We start from the raw sequence: 14,691 nt of genomic DNA, 5'->3' as shown, positions 1-14,691 counted from the left end.
CTCTAGAGCCCAGGCACAGATGGGCGGGATCGCAATGCGAGTGGTAACGATCTCCGCGGAGTACGGCACCGGGGGCAGCTACGTCGCCCCCCAGGTCGCGCAGCGCCTCGACCTCCCGTTCGTCGACCGGGCGATACCCGAGGGCGTGGCCCGCGACATCGGCTGTTCGCTGGAGTCCGCGCTGGCGCACGACGGCAAGGCGGAGCACGGTCTCGGCCGGCTGCTGGCCGGCGCGGCCAGGCTGCCGAACGTCACGCTCGGCGGCATGGAGGCCTACCTACCGGTTGGTGACCTGGTCTCCGAGGACGAGTTCGTGATGCGTACCGAGCAGGCCATCAAGGAGGTCGCGGCGACGACTGGTGGCGTGCTGCTGGGCCGGGCCGCGGCCATGGTGCTCGCCGACACCCCGGACACGCTGCACGTTCGCCTGCGCGGCGGGAAGGACGGGCGGCTCGCCGCCGTGATGCGTACCTCAGGCGTGGACGAGCGGCTGGCCAGGCGCCGGCTCGAGGACGCCGACCGCGCCAGGACCGCGTACGTGAAGCACTTCTACCGTGCCGACCCGCACGACCCCGCCCACTACCACCTGAGCATCGACACCACGGTCGTCTCGGTGGAGGATGCGGTCGACATCATCGTGCTTGCGGCTGGGCGGCACGGCTAGCCCGTGCCGGGTGCAGCACGAAGGTGCCTGCCACCTTGTCGTGCAGACACTGCCGGTACGGCTTGTCGAAGATGCACCACAGGTAGTTCACGAAGGTGAAGAACGGGCCCACGACGGGCACCGCGTTGATGCCGTAGAACACCAGGTAGCGCAGTAGCGCCCGGCCGAAGCCGACCTTCCGCCTGCCGGTGAACATCACCACGCGCAGGCCGAGCAGCCGGTGCCCGAGCGTGCGGCCGAACCCGGCGACCTGCGGCACCCGGTAGAGCCCGAAGACCACGACGAGCACCACGGCGACGAACCACTCGCTCGTCCAGAACGGCAGCGCCGCCACCGGCTCCGCCGTCGGGTCGTTCGCCGCGAGCTGCAGCGCCACGCGGTGCTGGTTCCGCGCGACGCCGGCGGGGATGAGCAGCGGTGAGGTGAGCGCCGTGAGGATCAGGATGTCCACCAGGAAGGCGACCAGCCGGCGGCCGGGGGACGCGAGGTCCGGCGGCGGGAGCTGACCGACCTCACCCGTCGCGGAGATCGGGCTGCTGACTGATCCGGTCGACGACATGCCCTGATTGTGTCGGATACCGTGCGCCGCTGGTCAACCAGGCGTCGTGGGAACATTGGCGACGGTATCCGATGCGGACGAGAAGGAGCGGGCATGGCCGGCTTGCCGAGCGTGTCGTATTCGATCGTGGTCCGGCTGGACGTGCCGGCGCGCGGCAACATGGTCGGCCTGCTGACCAGCGCCGTGGAGTCGGCCGGCGGCTTGGTCACGGCGCTGGACGTCACCCGGCCTGGGCACGAGCGGCTGCGTATCGACGTCACGTGCCAGTGCCGCGACACCGAGCACGCGGAGACGGTGGTCGAGGCGTTCAGCGCGCTCGACGACGTCCGCGTGCACAAGGTCAGCGACCGTACGTTCCTGCTGCACCTCGGCGGCAAGATCGAGATGCGGTCGAAGGTGCCGCTGCGCAACCGCGACGACCTGTCGATGGCGTACACACCAGGGGTCGGCCGGGTCAGCATGGCGCTGGCGAAGAACCCTGAGGACGCCAGGCGGCTCACCATCAAGCGCAACACCGTCGCCGTCGTCACCGACGGCTCCGCGGTGCTCGGGCTCGGCAACATCGGCCCGGTCGCGGCGCTGCCCGTGATGGAGGGCAAGGCGGCCCTGTTCAAGCAGTTCGGCGACATCGACGCGTGGCCGATCTGCCTGAACACCCAGGACACCGACGAGATCGTCAACATCGTGCAGGCGATCGCCACCGGCTTCGGCGGCATCAACCTTGAGGACATCGCCGCGCCGCGCTGCTTCGAGGTGGAGGAGCGGCTGCGCGAGCTGCTCGACATCCCGGTGTTCCACGACGACCAGCACGGCACGGCGATCGCCGTGCTCGCGGCGCTGGAGAACGCGTTGCGGTGTGTGGGCAAGCAGCTCGGCGACGTGCGGATCACCATGTCGGGCGCAGGTGCGGCCGGGTCGGCGGTGTTCAAGCTGCTGCTCGCCAAGGGCGCACGCGACGTGGTGGTGTGCGACGTGGACGGTGCGCTGCACCCCGGGCGCAAGGACCTGGACGGCAACCTGCGCTGGATCGTCGAGCACACCAACGCGGCCGGCTACGCCGGCGACCTGCGTGGTGCGGTCGCCGGCTCGGACGTGTTCATCGGGCTGTCCGCGCCGAACATCCTCGACGCCGCGGACATCGCCACGATGAACGACGACGCGATCGTGTTCGCGCTGGCCAACCCCGACCCCGAGGTCGAGCCCGCGGCTGCGCTCGAGCACGCGGCGGTCTTCGCGACCGGCCGCAGCGACTACCCGAACCAGATCAACAACGTGCTGGTCTTCCCCGGCATCTTCCGCGGGCTGCTGGACGCCGGCAGCCACAAGGTGACCACGCCGATGATGGTCGCCGCCGCCGACGCGCTGGCGAGCTCGGTCGCCGACGACGAGCTGAACCCCAGCTACATCATCCCGAGCGTGTTCCACCCCGACCTGGCCAAGACGGTCGCGACCGCGGTGCAGAAGGCGGCGGAGGCCGTGCAGGCCGGCGAGCAGTGAGGCGGACGCTCGCCTGGGCGGTGTTCCTGCTCGCGGTGGCCGTACACCTCGTGGTGCTGTACTCGCCGGAGTCCGGTGGCGCGCCGCCGTTCCCGCACGCCGACAAGGTCGTGCACGTCGTGGTCTTCGCGCTGGTCGGCGGCACCGGGCTGCTCGCCGACGTCCGGCCGGTGCCGTTGTTGGTCGCGCTGCTCGCGCACGCCGTGGTCAGCGAGGTGCTGCAGGCGACTGTGCTCACCGCACGCACGGGCAGCGGCTGGGACGCCGCCGCGGACGCGCTCGGTGCTGTGCTCGGCGTACTGCCCGGGTTGCTCGCCCGCCGGCGCGGGCACGCACCCTGACGACGGCTGGCTACGGATCGGTGTGGCCTGTGCGGGAAGTCGGGTTCGCATCGCATGATGGACTCGTGGAACTCACCGGCAGCCTGCTCGTCGCGACTCCGCTCCTGAGTGACCCGAATTTCGGCCGCACGGTCGTCCTGGTGGTCGAGCACGCCCCGTCCGGCACGCTCGGCGTGGTGCTCAACCGGCCCACCCAGGTCAGGGTCGCCGACGTGCTCGAACCGTGGGGCGAGCTGACCACCGGCCCGCAGGTGATGTTCCAGGGCGGCCCGGTGGCGCTCGACAGCGCGCTCGCGGTCGGCGGGGTGCTCGGGCAGCCGGACGACGACGAACCGCTCGGCTGGCGCCGGATCTCCGAGGAGCGGGTGGCCGGGCTCGGCCTGGTCGACCTGGACGCGCCGCCCCAGGTGCTCGCCGGCGAGCTCGGCTCGCTGCGCATCTTCGCCGGCTACGCCGGGTGGGGCGCCGGCCAGCTGGAGGGGGAGATCGACGAGGGGTCGTGGTACGTGGTCGAGGCGGAGCCTGGCGACCCGTTCACCTCGGACCCGGAGCGGCTGTGGCGCGAGGTGCTGCGCCGGCAGGGAGGCGAGCTCTCCCTGGTGGCTACGTTCCCCGAGGACCCCACCCAGAACTGACCCGTCCTGGACCGCCGCCTCGGCACGCGTCTAGGCTGACCGGGTGGAGACCCAGACCGAGACAGCAGGCCAGACGACCGTCGTACCCGAGGAGTCGACCGACGAGCGACTCTCGCACGGCGACGGGGATCACGAGCGCCTTGCGCACTACGTGCGCAAGGACAAGATCGTCGAGGCGTCCGTGACCGGCACTCCGCTGGTCGCGCTGTGCGGCAAGGTGTGGGTGCCGAGCCGCGACCCCAGCCGGTTCCCCGTCTGCCCGGAGTGCAAGGAGATCTGGGAGTCGATGCCCAAGGGCGGCGACGACGACGGCGACTGACTGCCGTGCGGTTTGGTTACCTTGAGCTGCCAAGGTGACGCAATGCATCAACCCTGTCCCACCTTCCGTTGCTTCCAGTAACGTCACCTGACGTGCCGTGTCCGGCACCCTGCGACGTGACGGAGGGACGATGCGACGGAAGATCGGATACGCGTTCGCGGGCGCGTCGGTGCTGGTACTCGCAAGCCTGCTCCCCACCGGTGCGCATGCCGGCGCCGAGTCCGGTCCCGCGCCCGCCGCGGCGGCGGAGTGCACGGACGGCAGCTCCGGCGCCCGGCTGACCAAGGGCGCCAGCTACCGGCACGAGCCGAACCAGCCGAACGACACGCAGCAGGCGAAGATGGAGCGCGACTTCGCCAAGAAGAAGGCTGCGCAGGACGGCGACGTCGACACGGCCGCCACCGTCACCGTGGACGTCTACGTGCACGTGATCACCGACGGCGACAAAGGTGACCTGCCCGACAGCGCCATCGAGGACCAGATCGACGTGCTCAACGAGTCGTACGCCGGCGGCACCGGTGGCGCGGCCACCTCGTTCCAGTTCGAGCTCGCCGGCACGGACCGCACGAACAACGCGCAGTGGTACAACGTCGAGCCGGACACCGCCGCCGAGCAGAACATGAAGAAGGCGCTGCGGCAGGGCGACGCGGAAGACCTGAACATCTACACGGCCGAGCTTGGCGGTGGCCTGCTCGGCTGGGCGACGTTCCCGGCGTGGTACGAGGACGCCCCGAGCGACGACGGGGTCGTGGTGCTCAACAGCAGCCTGCCGGGACAGGGTGCGGAGAACTACGAGGAGGGCGACACCGCCACGCACGAGGTGGGCCACTGGCTCGGGCTTTACCACACCTTCCAGGACGGGTGCAGCAAGCGCGGCGACCGGGTCGCCGACACGCCGTCGGAACGGGAGCCGGCGTTCGCGTGTCCCGAGGGCCGCGACACCTGCAAGGGCAAGCCGGGCGAGGACCCCATCCACAACTTTATGGACTACACGTACGACACCTGCATGTACGAGTTCTCCGACGGCCAGGCCACCCGGATGACCGAGCAGTGGGAGGCGTACCGCACCCAGGCCGCCTAACTACAAGGCGAGCCCGCTTGACTACGAGAAGTGACAGCGCGGTAACTTCGTAGCGCTCAGCAATTGCTGAGCGTGGTGCCTAGGGCGTGCCCGTGCGCCCTGATGGAGGAAGTATGCGGCGTTGGACGTTTCCCCTGCTCGCGACCGCGATGCTGCTGGCCGCCGGGTTCTTCGTGCCGGCCGGAGCGTCGGCCGGCCAGCCGCGGCCGGCGGCCGACGCCGCCGCCGACTGCGTGCCCGGAGCCGACAACGCGCGGCTGTCCAGCGGCGCGCGGCCACGGCTGCGCCCGCAGGAGCCGAACCAGATCACCGTCTCGCAGATCCGCGAGATGGAGCGTGACCTGGCGAAGCGGCTGGCGGCGAAGCGCACCGCCGAGCCACGGATGCGTACGGCGAACGTCACCGTCGACGTCCACGTGCACGTCGTGCACGACGGCGCGGAGGGCAAGGTCGACCGCGCCACCATCGAGGAGCAGATCGCCGTGCTCAACGACTCGTACGGGGGTGGGACAGGCGGCGCCGCGTCGAAGTTCACCTTCCGGCTGGCCGGCACCGACTACACGGACGACAAGTCGTGGGCCGGGGCGACCGCCAACTCCAGCGAGGAGAAGGCGATGAAGCGCAAGCTGCGCAAGGGCGGCGTCGGCGACCTGAACCTGTACCTCACCGACCCGTCCGACGGCGTGCTCGGCTGGTCCACCTTCCCGCAGTGGTACGAGGACGAGCCGAAGAACGACGGCGTCGTCATCCAGTACGGCACGCTGCCAGGCGGCACCGAGGAGAACTACGACGAGGGCGACACGGCGACGCACGAGATCGGTCACTGGTTCGGTCTGTACCACACGTTCCAGGGCGGCTGCGACGGCAAGGGCGACCGCGTCGACGACACCCCGCCCGAGGCCGACGCGGCGTACGAGTGCCCCACAGGCAAGGACTCCTGCAAGGGCGAGCCGGGCGAGGACTCGGTGCAGAACTTCATGAACTACACGTACGACAGCTGCATGTACGAGTTCACGCAGGGCCAGGCCACCCGGATGGCGAACCAGTGGCGGGCCTACCGCAGCTGAGCGAGATTCCGCTGCAGACGGCGCCCGGGGCCGCCGAAGTGTGCCAGGATCTCGCAGATGGCGACGTACACGTACAAGGTGACCGGTGACCCGAAGGTCGCACTGACCGAGGCGCTGTCGACCCTGCAGCAGATGGAGTATTCGGTCACGCAGGACTCCGAGTGGTCGGCGACGGCGGAGGTAGGCAGCTCGGCGAAGGTGGCGCTCCTCGGCGCCGTCTCACCGCACATCAGGCTCAGCGTCCAGGTGGCAGCGCAGGCCGACGGCGCGATCGTCACGCTCGCCCAGACGACCACGGGCGCGGCCGGCGGGCTGATCGGGATGAGCCGGGTCCGCAAGGCCGTGAAGAACGCGGGCGAGGGCGTGCGCAAGGCGTTGCAGGCCACCGGTCAGCTGGTCGACACCCAGGTCAGCTGAGCGGCGCCTTCACCGCCTGACGACCGGCGTGCCCGCGAGCTCGACGCCGGCCGCGCGCAGCTCGCCGAGCGCGCGGTCGGTGGTCTCCTGGGCCACCCCGGCGGTGAGGTCGAGCAGCACCCGGGTGGCGAACCCGGCAGCTGCCGCGTCCGTGGCCGTCGTGCGGACGCAGTGGTCGGTCGCGATGCCCACCACGTCGACGGCGTCGACGTGGTGGGCCCGCAGCCAGTCGGCCAGCTGGCTGCCGTCCGCAGTGGCGCCCTCGAACCCGGAGTAGCCGTCGGAGTACTCGCCCTTGGTGAAGACCGCCGCCACCGCCCCGGCGTCCAGCGCGCGGTGGAACGCCGCGCCCGGTGTGCCGGCCACGCAGTGCCGCGGCCAGGACCGGACGAAGTCCGGGTCGTCGGAGAAGTGCGCGCCGGGATCGATGTGGCTGTCCGCGGTCGCCACGACGTGCGCGTACTCGCCGCCGCGCTGCTGCACGAAGTCGGTGATGGCGGCGGCCACGTCGCCACCCCCGGCGACGGCCAGCGCACCGCCCTCGCAGAAGTCGTTCTGCACGTCCACGATGACCAGTGCCTTACTCATGGTGCACCACCCCCTGCGGCGCACTTTACCCGTGGTGGCGGGGTCAGGCCTCGTAGTACGTGGGGATCGCCGGGTCGCCCTGGGACAGCTGCACGGCGGTCGCAGGCAGCTCCGCGAGCGCGTTCTGCAACCGGTCCCTGCCCTGGGCGAGGGTCTCCTCCCAGACGACCTCGCCGGCGCGTACGAGCGGTACGAGCAGCGGGCGGTCGGCGGGACCACGGGAGCCGTCCCCGGTGAGCAGCTCGGCGGTCGCCCTGCCGTCGGCGCCGATCCGCCGGTACGCCCACTTCCTGCCGCCGTGCGTGGGTTTGCCCGCGGACCGCTTGGCGACCGGCTGCAGCGTGTCCGTGGTCGTGTCGCCGCGGGCGACCAGCTTGTAGACCAGCTCCGCGGTCGGCGCGCCGGAGCCGGTCACCACCGCGGTGCCGACGCCGTACCCGGCCGCGGGAGTGACGGCGAGCGCCGCGATCTGGTGCTCGTTCAGGTCGCCGGAGACGATGATCCTGGTGTTCTTCGCGCCGAGCGCGTCCAGCTCGCCGCGCACCTGGCCGGCCACCGTCAGCAGGTCGCCAGAGTCGATCCGGATGGCGCCCAGGTCGGGCCCGGCCACCTCGACGGCGGCGCGGACGGCCTCGCTGATGTCGTAGGTGTCGACGAGCAGCGTGGTGCCCGCGCCGAGCGTCTCGATCTGCGACCGGAAGGCGTCGCGCTCGTCGTCGTGGAGCAGTACGAACGCGTGCGCCGCGGTACCCGCGGTCGGGATGCCGTACCTCAGCCCGGCCGCCAGGTTCGAGGTGGAGGCGAAGCCGGCGAGGTACGCGGCGCGCGCGCTCGCCACCGCCGCCTCCTCGTGCGTGCGGCGCGAGCCCATCTCGATGACCGGGCGGCCGGCCGCCGCGCTGACCATCCTGGACGCGGCGGCGGCGACGGCGCAGTCGTGGTTGAACACGCTCAGCGCGAGCGTCTCGAGCAGCACCGCCTCGCCGAACGTGCCCTCCACCACGAGCAGCGGCGAGCCGGGGAAGAACACCTCACCCTCCGGGTACCCCCAGATGTCGCCGCGGAACCGGTACTCCGCCAGCCAGTCGCGCGTGCGGTCGTCGACCACGCCGGCGTCGCTGAGGTACCGCAGGACGCTGTCGTCGAAGGTGAAGCTGCGCAGCAGGTTGAGGAACCTGCCGGTGCCGGCGACCACGCCGTACCTGCGGTAGCCGGGCAGCCGGCGGCCGAACAGCTCGAACACGCCGCGGCGGCGCGCCGTGCCGTCGTGCAGCGCCGACCTGAGCATGGTCAGCTCGTAGCGGTCGGTGAACAGAGCGGTACTCGGTTGTTCCACACCAGGAGGCTAGCCGCCCGGCCGGTGGGGTGTGGATGTCGCCCGGGCCGGTGTGCGGGCATGTCACGATGGAGATGTGAGTGTTGCGCCAGTCGAGGTCGAGCGCCCGGAGTCCGACTCCGTCGTCGAGCCCGACCTGCCCTGGGTGACGATCGTGTGGAACGACCCGGTGAACCTGATGTCGTACGTCACCTACGTGTTCCAGAACTACTTCGGCTACCAGAAGAAGCACGCGGAGAAGCTGATGCTCGACGTGCACCACAAGGGCCGTGCCGTGGTGTCCTCCGGCAGCCGCGAGGAGATGGAGCGCGACGTGACCGCCATGCACAGCTATGGTCTGTGGGCGACGTTGCAGCACGACAAGTGAGTGGGTTGCGCAGACAGTGAGCACCGGATTCCGGCGCAAGCGGGACGGCAGCTTCGCGGCGCGGTTCGACGCCGCGGAGGCGGGCGTGCTGCACACCCTGTTCGCCGAGCTGGTGGCGATGCTCGACGACGGCGAGGAGGGCAGCAGCACCGGTGCCACTGCGGAGGACCCGCTCGCCGGCATCTTCACCTCGTACCAGCAGCGCAGCAAGCCGACCGACCCCGCGACGGCGCGGCTGCTGCCGGACGCGTACGGCGAGGACGCTGACGCCGCGGCCGAGTTCAGGCGGTACACGGAGGGCGACCTGCGGGCCGGCAAGATCGACGCGGCCCGTACGGCGGGGGACAGCCTCGGCGCCGGCGGCCGCATCGAGCTCTCCGAGCAGCAGGCACACGCCTGGCTGCGCGTCCTGAACGACCTGCGGCTCACCCTCGGTACCCGGCTGGACGTCACCGAGGACCACGAGGAGGTCTTCGGTCCGCTCGCCGAGGACGACCCGCGCAAGCAGGCCTGGTACGTCTACAACTGGCTCTCGTACCTGCAGGAGAGCCTGGTGCAGGCACTGGCCTCCCGGTTGTGAGTACCCTCTCCTCGTGCTGATCATCGAGCAATCGCTGTACGACGAGATCGTCGCGCACGCCAGGCGCGACCACCCGGACGAGGCCTGCGGGATCTGCGCGGGACCGGCGGGCTCGGACCGGCCGGCCAGGGTCGTGCCGATGACGAACGCCGAGCGGTCGCCGACGTTCTTCCGGTTCGACTCGAAGGAGCAGCTGGCGATCTGGCGCGAGCTGGACGACAACGACGAGGAACCGGTGGTCATCTACCACTCGCACACCTCGACGGAGGCGTACCCGTCGCGTACGGACATCTCGCTCGCGGCCGAGCCGAACGCGCACTATGTCCTGGTCTCCACCAGGGACCCGGAGACCGTGGAGTTCCGTTCGTACCGGATCGTCGACGGCGTCGTCACCGAGGAGCAGGTGCAGGTCGAACCGGTGACCGACCGGGTGGAATGAACACCGCCCGTCAGCGGTTGTCGTCCAAAGACACGTACGAGAACCGCACAGGAGACCTTGCAATGGCGATCGAGGTGCGCATCCCGACCATTCTGCGCAGCCACACCGAAGGCGCGAAGGCAGTGGCAGGTGCCGGTGGCACGCTGGCCGAGCTGCTGGACGATCTGGAAGCACGGCACCCGGGCCTGCGCGAGCGGCTGGTCGACGACGGCGGCCTGCGGCGCTTCGTCAACCTCTACCGCAACGACGAGGACGTCCGGTTCACCGGTGGCCTGGAGACCCCGCTCGAGGACGGCGACACGGTGACGGTGCTGCCTGCGGTGGCCGGCGGAGCGCGCTGACCCATGCCGGCCGCGAGCACGCTGCTCGACACCATCGGCGGTACGCCGCTGGTGCACCTGGCCACGCTGTCGCCGTCCGCCGAGGTGCGGCTCTGGGCGAAGCTGGAGGACCAGAACCCCACCGGGTCGGTCAAGGACCGGGTCGCGCTGGCCATGGTCGAGGCGGCCGAGCGCGACGGGCTGCTGCAGCCGGGGAGCACGGTGCTCGAGCCGACGTCCGGCAACACCGGCATCGGGCTGGCGATGGTCTGCCAGCTGCGTGGCTACCGGCTGGTGTGCGTACTGCCGGAGAACACCTCGGAGGAGCGCCGCCAGCTAATCAGCATGTGGGGCGCTGAGATCGTCTCTTCGCCGGCCGCGGGCGGGTCGAACGAGGCGGTGCGGGTCGCGAAGCGGCTGGCCGAGGAGCACCCCGACTGGGTGATGCTCTACCAGTACGGCAACCCGGCCAACTGGCGCGCCCACTACGAGGGCACCGGCCCCGAGGTGCTCGCCGACCTGCCGACCGTCACCCACTTCGTCGCCGGGCTCGGCACCACGGGCACGCTGATGGGCGTGGGCAGGTACCTGCGCGAGAAGGTGCCCGACGTCCAGGTGATCGCGGCCGAGCCCCGTTACGGCGAGCTGGTCTACGGGCTGCGCAACCTGGACGAGGGTTTCGTGCCCGAGCTCTACGACGAGAGCGTGCTGACCGGCAGGCACAACGTCGGCCCGTACGACGCGCTGCGCCGTACCAGGGAGCTGGTGTCGCAGGAGGGCATCTTCGCCGGCATCTCGTCCGGCGCCGCGCTGCACGTGGCGCTGCGGGTCGCCGACCGCTGCCTGCGGGCGGGTGAGCGCGCCGACATCGCGTTCGTCATCGCCGACGGCGGCTGGAAGTACCTGTCCACCGGTGCCTACGCCGGCACCCTGGACGAGGCAAGCGCCGCCCTGGAAGGCCAACTCTGGGCCTGACGCCGGAATTGTCCTGCGTGGGTTGTCGATCCGTCGGTACCCCGTTCGTCATGCTGTAGGACGTACGGGCCGACGAGAGGGGTACGGCGGTGAAGTTCCTGTTGCTGTTGTACGGCGACGAGGCGGCCGAAGAAGCGCTGCCGGTCGTCGAGAGACGCCGGATCATCGAGGGCCACGAGGAGTTCAGCGACAAGCTGAGCGACGACGGTGTGCACACGTACGGCGAGGCGCTCGACCAGTCCGCGTCGGCGCGCACCGTCCGCGAGGACGGGTTGGTGACCGAGGGGCCGTTCGCGGAGGCGCGCGAGCAGATCGGCGGGTTCTACGTGATCGAGTGTGCCGACATCGAGCGGGCGCTCGAGTACGCGGAGCAGGTGCCGCAGAGCCCGGGGCTGTCGGTCGAGGTGCGTCCGTTGCTGAGTATCTGACGAAGGAGAAGGCAATGGCAGACAACACACTCGACCGGGTGACCTGGTGGGAGCTGCCCGCTCCCGACCTGGAGCAGTCGAAGGCGTTCTACGCGGCGGTGTTCGGCTGGACGTACGAGCCGTTCGACGAGCACGCGATGATCCACACCCCAGACGGCGAGATGGTCGGCGCTCTCGACGGCAGCGCCACCGGGCGGCCGGGGGACGGGATCGCGGGGTACGTCAACGTGGCCGACCTGGAGGACGCGCAGGCGTTGGTCGTCGCAGGCGGCGGCGAGGTGGTGCAGGCACGTACGGAGATCGGCGGCGACATGGGCTGGTGGGCGGCGTTCCGCGACCCGACCGGCCTGCGGGTCGGGCTGTGCACCGACCAGCCGGCTGCCTGACGCCGGACCGCCGGTGGGCGACGTGGACGGGGCGGTCGAGCAGGCGCACCGCGAGGAGCGGTCGCGCCTGCTCGCGCTGCTCGCCAGGGAGCTGCGCAGCATCGACCTGGCCGAGGAGGCGCTGCAGGACGCGTTCGCCATGGCGGTGACGACGTGGGCCAGGGACGGCGTGCCGCGCAACACCGGCGGCTGGCTGCTCACCGCGGCCCGGCGGCGCGCGGTGGACCGGCTGCGCCGGGACGCGACGCTGGCCAGGAAGCTCCCGCTGCTGGTCACCGGCGAGGCCGACGACGGGCCCGGCGGGGAGACCGACGAGATGACCACCATCCCGGACGAGCGGCTGCGGCTGCTGTTCACCTGCTGCCATCCCGCGCTCGCGCTCGAGGCGAGGGTGGCGCTGACCGCGCGGCTGCTCGGCGGCCTGACCACCGCCGAGGTGGCGAGGCTGTTCCTCGTCGCCGAGCCGACCATGGCCGCGAGGGTCACCAGGGCGAAGAAGAAGATCACCGCCGCCGGGATCCCGTACCGGGTGCCCGCCGACGCGGAGCTGCCGGCGCGGCTGCCCGGCGTGCTCGCCGTGCTCTACCTGGTCTTCACCGAGGGCTACGCCGCCACCGGAGGCGACGAGCTGGTGCGTGCCGAGCTGTGCGCGGAGGCGATCCGGCTGACCAGGGTGCTGGCCGGGCATGCCCCGGACGAGCCCGAGGTCCTCGCGCTGCTCGCGCTCCTGCTGCTGCAGCACTCCCGCAGGGACGCCCGCGTCGACGCGGCCGGTGACCTGGTGCTGCTGGCCGACCAGGACAGGTCGCGCTGGCACCGCGCCGAGGTCGAGGAGGGGCTCGCGCTGACCGAACGTGCGCTACGGGCGCCCGGCCGCCCGGGCAGCTACGCCCTGCAGGCGGCGATCGCCGCAGAGCACGCGAGCACGAGCGCCGCGGACACCGACTGGCCGGCGATCGCCGAGCTCTACGCCCGCCTCGAGCTGCTCACCGGGTCGCCGGTCGTGCGGCTGAACCGTGCGGTCGCCGTGGCCGAGTGCGAGGGCCCCGCCGCCGGCCTGGCCCTGCTGGACGGGCTGGACGGGGCGCTGGGCAGGCACCACCTGCTGTACGCGACGCGGGCGGACCTGCTGCGCCGCCTGGGTCGTACCGCCGAGGCAGCCCGCGAGTACGACCGCGCCCTCACCCTGGTCGGCAACGAGACCGAGCGCAGGTTCCTCCGCAGGCGGCGCGTAACCCTCTCGTGACATAGAGTCTCGGGGCCGGTGCTGCACGTCGTAGGTGGATGTGGGCACAATGAGGCGGTGGACGACACCAGGTACTACCAAGGCGGCGACGGCTACGACGACGAGACCCGGCGCCTACCGAGGAGCGAGCGGCGCCTCAGGGAGGACGAGCACCGCCCGCGCCAGCGGCCCTCTCGGACGAGTACCGTGCGGGTGGCGACTGCGCTCATCACCATCGTCTCGAGCCTGTTCGCCGCCGTGTGTGCACTGCACATCCTGTTCGTGCTGCTGGACGCCAACACCGCGAACCCGCTGGTCATCTTCGTCACCGACCTGGCGCGCGGGCTCGCGCTGTTCTTCCACGACCTGTTCACCCCGCAGTACGACTGGCTGCGGTTGGTGCTGAACTACGGTCTCGCCGCGCTGTTCTGGCTGGGCATCGGTCGTGGGCTGGTCATCCTGGTCCGCAGCTTCCGCTGACGCGCAGCTGCACCAGGTGCCAGGACCTGGCGTCGTGCTGCCCTAGGCTGGACTCCCGTGGCAGACGCTCCCATCGGCATCTTCGACAGCGGCGTAGGCGGGCTCACCGTGGCCCGCGCGGTCCTCGACCAGCTACCGCACGAACCCCTCAGGTACGTCGGCGACACCGAGCGGTGTCCGTACGGCCCGCGGCCGATCGCCCAGGTGCGTGCGTACGCGATCGAGATGCTCGACAGCCTGGTCGACCAGGGCGTGAAGATGCTGGTGATCGCCTGCAACGCGGCCAGCTCCGCGGTCCTGCGCGACGCCAGGGAGCGGTACTCGGTGCCGGTGGTCGAGGTGATCAGGCCGGCTGTGCGGCGCGCCGCCGGTGCCACGAGGAACGGTCGCGTCGGGGTGATCTGCACCCAGGCCACGAAGACGTCGGGCGCGTACGACGACGCGTTCGCCGCAGCGCCGCACATCCAGGTCACCACCGCGGCGTGCCCGCGGTTCGTCGAGTTCGTGGAGGCCGGCGTCACGACCAGCGAGGAGCTGGTCGACGTGGCACGGCAGTACCTCGCGCCGATCCAGGCGGCCGGCGTGGACACCCTGGTGCTCGGCTGCACGCACTACCCGCTGCTGTCGGCGGTGATCTCGTACGTGATGGGCGACGCGGTGACGCTGGTGTCCAGCGCCGAGGAGACCGCGAAGGACGTCTACCGGGAGCTGCACGACCGGGGTGTCGCCCGCAGTGACCTGTTGCCGGCGCCCGAGCACGAGTTCCTCTCCACCGGCGACCAGCAGGCGTTCATCCGCCTGGCGCACCGGTTCCTCGGGCCGGTCGTCGACTCCGCCGGCACGTTCGGGGCCGACGTGGAACAGGCGAGCTGACCCGACAGCAGACGTTTGCCTGGTCGATATTGGATCGATACCGGCGTGCCGGCGACACGCAAGTAGGCTCGAGCGGGAGGCCAGGCGCGGGTGCCCCGGCGCCGCGGCCATTGA

The 14,691-nt window shown here is 71.0% G+C and carries 21 protein-coding genes; 18 read left to right on the top strand and 3 right to left on the bottom strand.

The window, feature by feature from the left end; genetic code table 11:
* Window positions 1-34 precede the first annotated feature (34 nt).
* On the top strand, window positions 35-664 hold the full coding sequence (locus GEV07_08410; protein ID MQA02725.1) for a cytidylate kinase-like family protein: 630 nt from the start codon (window positions 35-37) through the stop codon (window positions 662-664).
* Here GEV07_08410 and GEV07_08405 read toward each other — a convergent pair.
* Window positions 633-1,223 carry a hypothetical protein gene (locus GEV07_08405; GenBank protein MQA02724.1) on the bottom strand — a complete coding sequence of 197 codons (591 nt, stop codon included), beginning with the start codon at window positions 1,221-1,223 and terminating at the stop codon, window positions 633-635. The genes GEV07_08410 and GEV07_08405 overlap by 32 nt on opposite strands.
* A gap of 93 nt (window positions 1,224-1,316) precedes the next feature.
* Here GEV07_08405 and GEV07_08400 point away from each other — a divergent pair, with 93 nt between their 5' ends.
* From GEV07_08400 to GEV07_08370, 7 genes are all read left to right on the top strand, one after another.
* Window positions 1,317-2,720 (top strand): NAD-dependent malic enzyme, encoded by a 1,404-nt coding sequence (locus tag GEV07_08400; protein ID MQA02723.1) that lies wholly within the window; start codon window positions 1,317-1,319, stop codon window positions 2,718-2,720.
* Window positions 2,717-3,061 (top strand): VanZ family protein, encoded by a 345-nt coding sequence (locus tag GEV07_08395; GenBank protein MQA02722.1) that lies wholly within the window; start codon window positions 2,717-2,719, stop codon window positions 3,059-3,061. The genes GEV07_08400 and GEV07_08395 overlap by 4 nt, the downstream gene beginning before the upstream one ends.
* Window positions 3,062-3,126: 65 nt before the next feature.
* The gene (locus tag GEV07_08390) at window positions 3,127-3,696 is read left to right on the top strand and encodes a YqgE/AlgH family protein (GenBank protein MQA02721.1); all 570 of its coding nucleotides are present in this window, start codon (window positions 3,127-3,129) and stop codon (window positions 3,694-3,696) included.
* A gap of 43 nt (window positions 3,697-3,739) precedes the next feature.
* A complete protein-coding gene (locus GEV07_08385; protein ID MQA02720.1) occupies window positions 3,740-4,015 on the top strand; it encodes a DUF3039 domain-containing protein in 276 nt (91 codons plus the stop codon).
* A 130-nt stretch (window positions 4,016-4,145) separates the two neighbouring features.
* Window positions 4,146-5,096 carry a zinc metalloprotease gene (locus GEV07_08380; GenBank protein ID MQA02719.1) on the top strand — a complete coding sequence of 317 codons (951 nt, stop codon included), beginning with the start codon at window positions 4,146-4,148 and terminating at the stop codon, window positions 5,094-5,096.
* 113 nt (window positions 5,097-5,209) lie between these two features.
* Window positions 5,210-6,163, top strand: a complete 954-nt coding sequence (locus GEV07_08375; protein MQA02718.1) for a zinc metalloprotease — start codon at window positions 5,210-5,212, stop codon at window positions 6,161-6,163.
* A gap of 57 nt (window positions 6,164-6,220) precedes the next feature.
* Window positions 6,221-6,580: a hypothetical protein gene (locus tag GEV07_08370; protein MQA02717.1), complete on the top strand. Its 360-nt coding sequence runs from the start codon at window positions 6,221-6,223 to the stop codon at window positions 6,578-6,580.
* A gap of 9 nt (window positions 6,581-6,589) precedes the next feature.
* Here GEV07_08370 and GEV07_08365 read toward each other — a convergent pair whose 3' ends face one another.
* Both GEV07_08365 and GEV07_08360 read right to left on the bottom strand, forming a co-directional pair.
* A complete protein-coding gene (locus GEV07_08365; GenBank protein ID MQA02716.1) occupies window positions 6,590-7,168 on the bottom strand; it encodes an isochorismatase family protein in 579 nt (192 codons plus the stop codon).
* Window positions 7,169-7,211: 43 nt separating this feature from the next.
* Window positions 7,212-8,456, bottom strand: a complete 1,245-nt coding sequence (locus GEV07_08360; protein MQA02715.1) for a nicotinate phosphoribosyltransferase — start codon at window positions 8,454-8,456, stop codon at window positions 7,212-7,214.
* A 124-nt stretch (window positions 8,457-8,580) separates the two neighbouring features.
* On the opposite strand from GEV07_08360, the gene clpS reads away from it, so the two are divergent.
* The 10 genes from clpS to GEV07_08310 all read left to right on the top strand — a co-directional run bounded on the left by clpS (window position 8,581) and on the right by GEV07_08310 (window position 14,577).
* Entirely contained in the window at window positions 8,581-8,871 is a 291-nt protein-coding gene (gene clpS, locus GEV07_08355; GenBank protein MQA02714.1) for an ATP-dependent Clp protease adapter ClpS, read from the top strand.
* Entirely contained in the window at window positions 8,837-9,451 is a 615-nt protein-coding gene (locus GEV07_08350) for a DUF2017 family protein (protein MQA02713.1), read from the top strand. Before clpS ends, GEV07_08350 begins: the two co-directional genes overlap by 35 nt.
* A gap of 13 nt (window positions 9,452-9,464) precedes the next feature.
* Entirely contained in the window at window positions 9,465-9,890 is a 426-nt protein-coding gene (locus GEV07_08345) for a peptidase (protein MQA02712.1), read from the top strand.
* Between the two features lie 62 nt (window positions 9,891-9,952).
* A complete protein-coding gene (locus GEV07_08340; GenBank protein MQA02711.1) occupies window positions 9,953-10,231 on the top strand; it encodes a molybdopterin synthase sulfur carrier subunit in 279 nt (92 codons plus the stop codon).
* A gap of 3 nt (window positions 10,232-10,234) precedes the next feature.
* On the top strand, window positions 10,235-11,185 hold the full coding sequence (locus GEV07_08335) for a cysteine synthase (protein MQA02710.1): 951 nt from the start codon (window positions 10,235-10,237) through the stop codon (window positions 11,183-11,185).
* A gap of 89 nt (window positions 11,186-11,274) precedes the next feature.
* The gene (locus GEV07_08330) at window positions 11,275-11,613 is read left to right on the top strand and encodes a YciI family protein (protein ID MQA02709.1); all 339 of its coding nucleotides are present in this window, start codon (window positions 11,275-11,277) and stop codon (window positions 11,611-11,613) included.
* Window positions 11,614-11,627: 14 nt separating this feature from the next.
* Window positions 11,628-11,999 (top strand): hypothetical protein, encoded by a 372-nt coding sequence (locus tag GEV07_08325; GenBank protein MQA02708.1) that lies wholly within the window; start codon window positions 11,628-11,630, stop codon window positions 11,997-11,999.
* Window positions 12,000-12,012: 13 nt separating this feature from the next.
* Complete coding sequence (locus tag GEV07_08320; protein ID MQA02707.1) at window positions 12,013-13,245, top strand: RNA polymerase subunit sigma-24; 1,233 nt, start codon at window positions 12,013-12,015, stop codon at window positions 13,243-13,245.
* A gap of 207 nt (window positions 13,246-13,452) precedes the next feature.
* Entirely contained in the window at window positions 13,453-13,704 is a 252-nt protein-coding gene (locus GEV07_08315; protein MQA02706.1) for a hypothetical protein, read from the top strand.
* Between the two features lie 57 nt (window positions 13,705-13,761).
* Complete coding sequence (locus GEV07_08310; GenBank protein MQA02705.1) at window positions 13,762-14,577, top strand: glutamate racemase; 816 nt, start codon at window positions 13,762-13,764, stop codon at window positions 14,575-14,577.
* Window positions 14,578-14,691 lie beyond the last annotated feature (114 nt).

Source organism: Streptosporangiales bacterium (assembly GCA_009379825.1).
Lineage (GTDB): Bacteria > Actinomycetota > Actinomycetes > Streptosporangiales > WHST01 > WHST01.
The sequence above is the reverse complement of the archived record's forward strand: the minus strand, read 5'-3'. Positions and strand labels throughout refer to the sequence as shown.

Bases quoted from the DNA above. Each gene is read 5' to 3' on its own strand.
- GEV07_08410 (MQA02725.1), top strand. From the start codon at position 35: ATGCGAGTGGTAACGATCTCCGCGGAGTACGGCACCGGGGGCAGCTAC.
- GEV07_08405 (MQA02724.1), bottom strand. From the start codon at position 1,223: ATGTCGTCGACCGGATCAGTCAGCAGCCCGATCTCCGCGACGGGTGAG.
- GEV07_08400 (MQA02723.1), top strand. From the start codon at position 1,317: ATGGCCGGCTTGCCGAGCGTGTCGTATTCGATCGTGGTCCGGCTGGAC.
- GEV07_08380 (MQA02719.1), top strand. From the start codon at position 4,146: ATGCGACGGAAGATCGGATACGCGTTCGCGGGCGCGTCGGTGCTGGTA.
- GEV07_08375 (MQA02718.1), top strand. From the start codon at position 5,210: ATGCGGCGTTGGACGTTTCCCCTGCTCGCGACCGCGATGCTGCTGGCC.
- GEV07_08370 (MQA02717.1), top strand. From the start codon at position 6,221: ATGGCGACGTACACGTACAAGGTGACCGGTGACCCGAAGGTCGCACTG.
- GEV07_08365 (MQA02716.1), bottom strand. From the start codon at position 7,168: ATGAGTAAGGCACTGGTCATCGTGGACGTGCAGAACGACTTCTGCGAG.
- GEV07_08360 (MQA02715.1), bottom strand. From the start codon at position 8,456: ATGCTCAGGTCGGCGCTGCACGACGGCACGGCGCGCCGCCGCGGCGTG.
- GEV07_08350 (MQA02713.1), top strand. From the start codon at position 8,837: ATGGTCTGTGGGCGACGTTGCAGCACGACAAGTGAGTGGGTTGCGCAG.
- GEV07_08340 (MQA02711.1), top strand. From the start codon at position 9,953: ATGGCGATCGAGGTGCGCATCCCGACCATTCTGCGCAGCCACACCGAA.
- GEV07_08335 (MQA02710.1), top strand. From the start codon at position 10,235: ATGCCGGCCGCGAGCACGCTGCTCGACACCATCGGCGGTACGCCGCTG.
- GEV07_08325 (MQA02708.1), top strand. From the start codon at position 11,628: ATGGCAGACAACACACTCGACCGGGTGACCTGGTGGGAGCTGCCCGCT.